Source organism: Streptomyces phyllanthi, assembly GCF_009377205.1.
GTDB classification, from domain to species: Bacteria; Actinomycetota; Actinomycetes; order Streptomycetales; family Streptomycetaceae; genus Streptomyces; species Streptomyces phyllanthi.
In genome coordinates, this window is the sequence record NZ_VJZE01000568.1 from 1 (window position 1) to 5,048 (window position 5,048).

Annotated in this window: 5 protein-coding genes; 1 reads left to right on the forward strand and 4 read right to left on the reverse strand. The window is 71.6% G+C overall.

Annotation, left to right across the window (positions count from 1 at the left end; all coding sequences use genetic code 11):
* Positions 1-65: 65 nt before the first annotated feature.
* The gene (locus tag FNH04_RS40990; protein WP_152791268.1) at positions 66-1,580 is read left to right on the forward strand and encodes a phytoene desaturase family protein; all 1,515 of its coding nucleotides are present in this window, start codon (positions 66-68) and stop codon (positions 1,578-1,580) included.
* A gap of 99 nt (positions 1,581-1,679) precedes the next feature.
* Here the strand turns inward: FNH04_RS40990 and FNH04_RS40995 are convergent, their stop codons facing one another.
* From FNH04_RS40995 to FNH04_RS41010, 4 genes are all read right to left on the reverse strand, one after another.
* Positions 1,680-2,597: an SCO2102 family sporulation regulator gene (locus FNH04_RS40995; RefSeq protein ID WP_152791269.1), complete on the reverse strand. Its 918-nt coding sequence runs from the start codon at positions 2,595-2,597 to the stop codon at positions 1,680-1,682.
* Between the two features lie 59 nt (positions 2,598-2,656).
* Complete coding sequence (gene metF, locus FNH04_RS41000; RefSeq protein WP_152791270.1) at positions 2,657-3,580, reverse strand: methylenetetrahydrofolate reductase [NAD(P)H]; 924 nt, start codon at positions 3,578-3,580, stop codon at positions 2,657-2,659.
* A 123-nt stretch (positions 3,581-3,703) separates the two neighbouring features.
* Positions 3,704-4,351: a thiamine phosphate synthase gene (thiE, locus tag FNH04_RS41005; protein ID WP_152791271.1), complete on the reverse strand. Its 648-nt coding sequence runs from the start codon at positions 4,349-4,351 to the stop codon at positions 3,704-3,706.
* A gap of 234 nt (positions 4,352-4,585) precedes the next feature.
* Entirely contained in the window at positions 4,586-4,951 is a 366-nt protein-coding gene (locus FNH04_RS41010) for an Rv2175c family DNA-binding protein (protein ID WP_322725344.1), read from the reverse strand.
* Between the last annotated feature and the right edge of the window lie 97 nt (positions 4,952-5,048).

The following is a 5,048-nucleotide window of genomic DNA, read 5'->3' on the forward strand; positions in this document are numbered from 1 at the left end:
GGGAAGGGATGGGAACGGGTAGGGGCGGCGGGGGCGAATCCCCACCGCCCGATAAAGTCGCCCGCATGGGACGGATCGCGGTGATCGGCGCCGGGATGGGCGCGATGGCGGCCGCCGCCCGGCTGGCCGTCGCGGGCCACCGCGTGGCGGTGTACGAGCGCACGGCGACATACGGCGGAGCCGTGGCCCGCTTCGAGCGCGACGGCTTCGCCTTCGACACCGGCCCCGCCCTGCTGCCCCTGCCCGCCGTCTACCGCGACCTGTTCGTCAAGACCGGCAAACAGCCCCTGGAGGAGTGCGTCGAACTGGTCCAGGTGGACCCGGCGTCCCGGCACATCTTCCCGGACGGTACGACCATCTCGGTGCCCAACGCCTCCCGCGCGGGCGTGGTCGACGCGCTGAACACGGCGCTCGGCTCGGGCGCGGGCGACCGCTGGGGCGACTTCCTGGTGCGGGCCCGCGAGGCCTGGGACAGGACGCGCCGCCCGCTCCTCGAGGAGCCGCTCTGGCCGGACTGGCGGGTGCTCGCCGAGCGCGAGCCCTACCCCGCGGTCCCCCACAAGCGGCTGCTGCGCACCCACCGCGCGCGCACCCTCGACGAGATCGCCGCCTGGGAGCTGCGCGACCCCCGGCTCACGGCCCTCTTGGACGGCCACGCGCTCGCGTACGGCCTCGACCCCCGGACCACTCCGGCGAGCGCGGCCGTGCTGCCGTACATGGAGCATGCCTTCGGCACCTGGTACGTCATGGGCGGGATACGGGAGTTGGCGCGGGCCGTGTACGAGCGGTGCCTGGCACGCCGGGTGGAGTTCGTCTTCGGGGCCGAGGTCACCGGCATCGTCGAGAAGGACGGACGGGCGGCGGGACTGGAGCTCGCCGACGGTACGGTCACGGAGGCCGACCAGGTGGTCGCGGGTCTGGACCCCGTACGGCTGCACGGGTTGACGGACCATCCGCTCCGGGACGACGGCGATGTCCGCCCGGACCGGGAGTCGGCGCGGCCCGGGCGGTTCACCGTGCTGCTGGCCCTGCGCGGGCGGCGCGAGAGCGGTGCGGCGCACCGCACGATCGTGCACACGCCGGACCGTACGGCCGAGCTTGACTTCGTGAGCTACCTCTCCGACACCGACGAACCGGTGCGTCCCACGGTGACCGTGCTGCGCCCGGACGACCCGGCTCTGCGTCCGGACGACGAGCACGAGTCCGTGGTCCTGTCCGCGGCGGCACCGGTCGAGATCGACTGGTCGGCCGACCGCACGGACGAGCGGTTCGCGGACCTCCTCGTCACCGCGGCCGAGGCAGCCGTGCCCGGACTGCGGAAGCGGCTCCTATGGCGTGAGGTACGCACCCTGCAGAGCACCACGCAGGAGACCGGCGCCGCGGACGGTGCCCTGCCCCAGCCCGCGCTCGCCGCTGCCGACGGCCGTTTCCTGCACCCGGCGAACACCACACGTCTTCCGGGGCTGTACCTGGTCGGCGGCTGGGCGCACCCCGGCGGCGGCCTGCCCCACGCGGGTATGTCCGGGGCCCTGGTCGCGGGTCTGATCGTGGAGGGGCCGGGCTTCCGGGGCTCCCAGTGACACCGGACGGCCGAAGCCGGCCTCCGCAGCGCCCGTAGGCCTTGAAGCGCAGGTCAGCTCGTCGGCCCGGCTTCCAGAAACGGTCCTGCAGCCCAGTCCTCAGAAACGGTACTGCTGCTCGTCGTACCCGTTCCCCTGGCCGTTCCCCTGGTACGGATACGACTGCTCCGGCGGCAGTTCACCGCTGTACGGGTCGAGCGGATCGTCGGTGGTGCGCTGCTGCGGCACCCAGACGCCGCCGGGCGGGGTCTCACCGTAGGTGCCGGTGGCGTACTGGTCCTGGCCGTAGCCCTGCTGACCGTACGCCTGCTGACCGCCGTAGGAGGAGGTGTCGTAGCCGCCTCCGTAGGACTGCGTGCCGGCGTACGGGTCGGAGTAGGCGGCGTACTGCTGCTGCCCCTGGTCGTAGCCGTACTGCTGCTGGTCGTAGCCGGAGTAGCCGTCGTACCCGTAGGACGGGTCCTGGGACTGGCCGGCCGTCGCGTAGGACGGGTCGGTGGCGGCGGCGTAGGCAGAGTCGCTGTAGACGCCGTAGGTGCCGGTCTCGTCGGGCAGGGGCTGCGGCGAGTACACCGTGTTGGTCCCGGCGGAGCCCGAGCGGCGGTTGAAGACGTTGTCGTCGTCGCGGTCGTACTCGGCGTCCTGGCCGTACGCGCCGGTCCGGCCCGCTTCGAGGTCGGAGACCTCCAGCGTGGGCTCCTGACGCTCCTGCTCACCGCGGCGCCGTTTGCTGCCACCGCCGCTGCCGCCGTCCTCGCGCGAGCGGTTGCCGACGGCCCAGCCGGCCGCGAAGCCGCGGCGGAAGGACAGCGTGACGTAGGTCTGCCCGACCGCGAAGGCGGCGGCGCCGAGGCCGATGACGACGACGGAGGGGATCAGCACACCGAGGACGACACCGAGGAAGCCGACGAAGGCGAGCAGCCGCCAGCGCAGCCGCGCCTTGTACTGCAGCAGCACCTCGCCGAGCAGCCACAGCGCGACGATGCCGAACGCGATGTAGAGGACCGTCCAGCCCATGTACGCCCCTCTCCCTGCGGCCGTGGCCGCTCTGCCCTAGTTCGTACGCGGCTCAGGCCTTACGCCTGCGCTGGGTGGTGCAGACCGAGATTCTCGTAGATTTCCAGTGTCGCGGTCGAGTTGTTGAGCGTGATGAAGTGCAGTCCGGGGACTCCCTCGTCCAGCAGCCTCGCGCAGAACTCCGTCGCGAACTCAATGCCAATGGAGCGTACAGCGGCCGGATCGTCTTTGGCTGTGACGATCCGCTCTTTCAGGGCGGGAGGGAACGAAGCGTTACTGAGCTGGGGCAACCGTTCCAGCATCTTCACACTCGTTACGGGCATGACTTCCGGGATCACCGGAGTCTCACAGCCGGCCGCCGCGACGCTGTCGCGCAGCCGCAGGTACGACTCGGGCTGGAAGAACATCTGCGTGATCGCGTAGTCGGCACCGGCGCGGCACTTGTCGACGAAGTGGGCGACGTCGGTGTCCCAGCGCTCCGAGCGCGGGTGCATCTCGGGGAAGGCCGCGACGCCCACGCAGAAGTCGCCCGACTCCTTGATGAGCCGGACGAGTTCGGCCGCGTACGTCAGTCCGTCCGGATGCGGTACCCACTCGCCCATGGGGTCGCCGGGCGGGTCGCCGCGGACCGCGAGCATGTTGCGGATCCCGGCGTCCGCGTACTGGCCGATGATGTTGCGCAGTTCGGCGATGGAGTGGTTGACCGCGGTGAGGTGGGCGACGGGGGTCAGCGTGGTGTCGGAGGCGATCTGCTCGGTCGCCCTCACCGTTCCGGATCGCGTGGAACCGCCCGCCCCGTACGTCACGGAGACGAAGCTGGGGGCGACCGCCTCGACCCGGCGGAGCGCGTTCCACAGGTTCCGCTCGCCCTTCTCTGTCTTGGGAGCCCAGAACTCGAACGAGTACGTCGTCTTCCCGGCGGCGAGCATGTCACGCACGGTACGTGCGCGGTCAGTCCTGGTGGAGGCGGTTCCTAGGGCCATACCGGCAGGTTAGCCACGTGGGGCCGGTCGCCCAACCGGGGCAAGGTCTTTTGCCGCATTTGCCCATCCAGTGTCCAGTCCTCGGACAGTTGGTGGAGAAATGACGAAGAACGGAGAGCGCTCTCAGACGGCGCGCAGCCGCTTCGCGAACTCCGCCGCGGCCGCTCCGGGATCGTCCGCCTCGGTGATCGCGCGGACGACCACCACCCGGCGGGCGCCCGCGTCGAGGACCTCGTCGAGATTGCCGAGGTCGATGCCGCCGATGGCGAACCAGGGGCGGTCGGTGGCGAGGGCCGCCGTGTGGCGGACCAGGCCGAGTCCGGGGGCGTGACGGCCGGGCTTGGTGGGGGTGGGCCAGCAGGGACCCGTGCAGAAGTAGTCCACGCCTTCCTGCACCGCGGCCGCGGCGGCCTCGGCCTCGGCGTGTGTGGAGCGGCCCATCAGGACGCCGTCGCCCAGGATGGCGCGGGCGGCGGGGACGGGGAGGTCGCCCTGGCCCAGGTGCAGGACGTCGGCGCGGACGGCGTGGGCGACGTCCGCGCGGTCGTTCACGGCGAGGAGTTTGCCGTGCCGTCGGCAGGCTTCGGCGAAGACCTGGAGGTGGTCGAGTTCCTCGGCGGCCTCCATACCCTTGTCGCGCAGCTGCACGATGTCGACTCCTCCGGCCAGGACCGCGTCCAGGAACTCCGCGAGGTCGCCCTGGCGCTTGCGGGCGTCCGTGCAGAGGTAGACGCGGGCGTCGGCGAGCTGCCGGCGGGCGGTGTCGGACATGGTGTGGCTCCCCCAGGTGGTCGGTGGCGTACGGCCGCGGCACGGGCGGTGTGAGCGGCGTACGGCAGAGCGGTGTCGGTGGCGCGGTGTCGGTGGCGCGGTGTACGTGGCGCGGTGTACGTGGCGTACGGGCCGCTGCGGGCCGCAGCCCGTCGCGCGGCCCGTACGCCGGACGGCGAGTGTCGGTTCAGGCGTGTGCCGGTTCGACGGCGCGTGCCTGAGGAGGACGCCGGCTCAGACGGCGAGCGCCTGAGCGCGGCGCTTGACCTCCGTGCCGCGGTTCTCGCTCAGAGCCTGGGCAGGGGTGCCCGGGAGGCTCGGGTCGGGAGTGAAGAGCCACTCCAGCATCTCTTCCACCGTGAAGCCGTCGTCCCTCAGGAGCGTCAGGGTGCCGGACAGGCCCTTGACGACCTTGTCCCCGTCGATGAAGGCGGCGGGGACGTGCAGTGCGCGGTTCTCGCCCCTTCGTACGGCGATGAGCTGGCCCTCCTTGACCAGTTGCCGCACGCGGGTCACCTCGACGTCGAACATCTCGGCGATGTCGGGGAGCGTCAGCCACGCGGGGACGAGAGCATCGATCTTTGCGTCAATCTCGGTCACGGAACCAGCGTGCCATGCCCCTGGCCGCCGTGACAGCCGTGAATCCCTCGCCGTGCCGTCCTCGGGGCTGCGCAAGCGGGGGCGCGGGGGCAGGGAC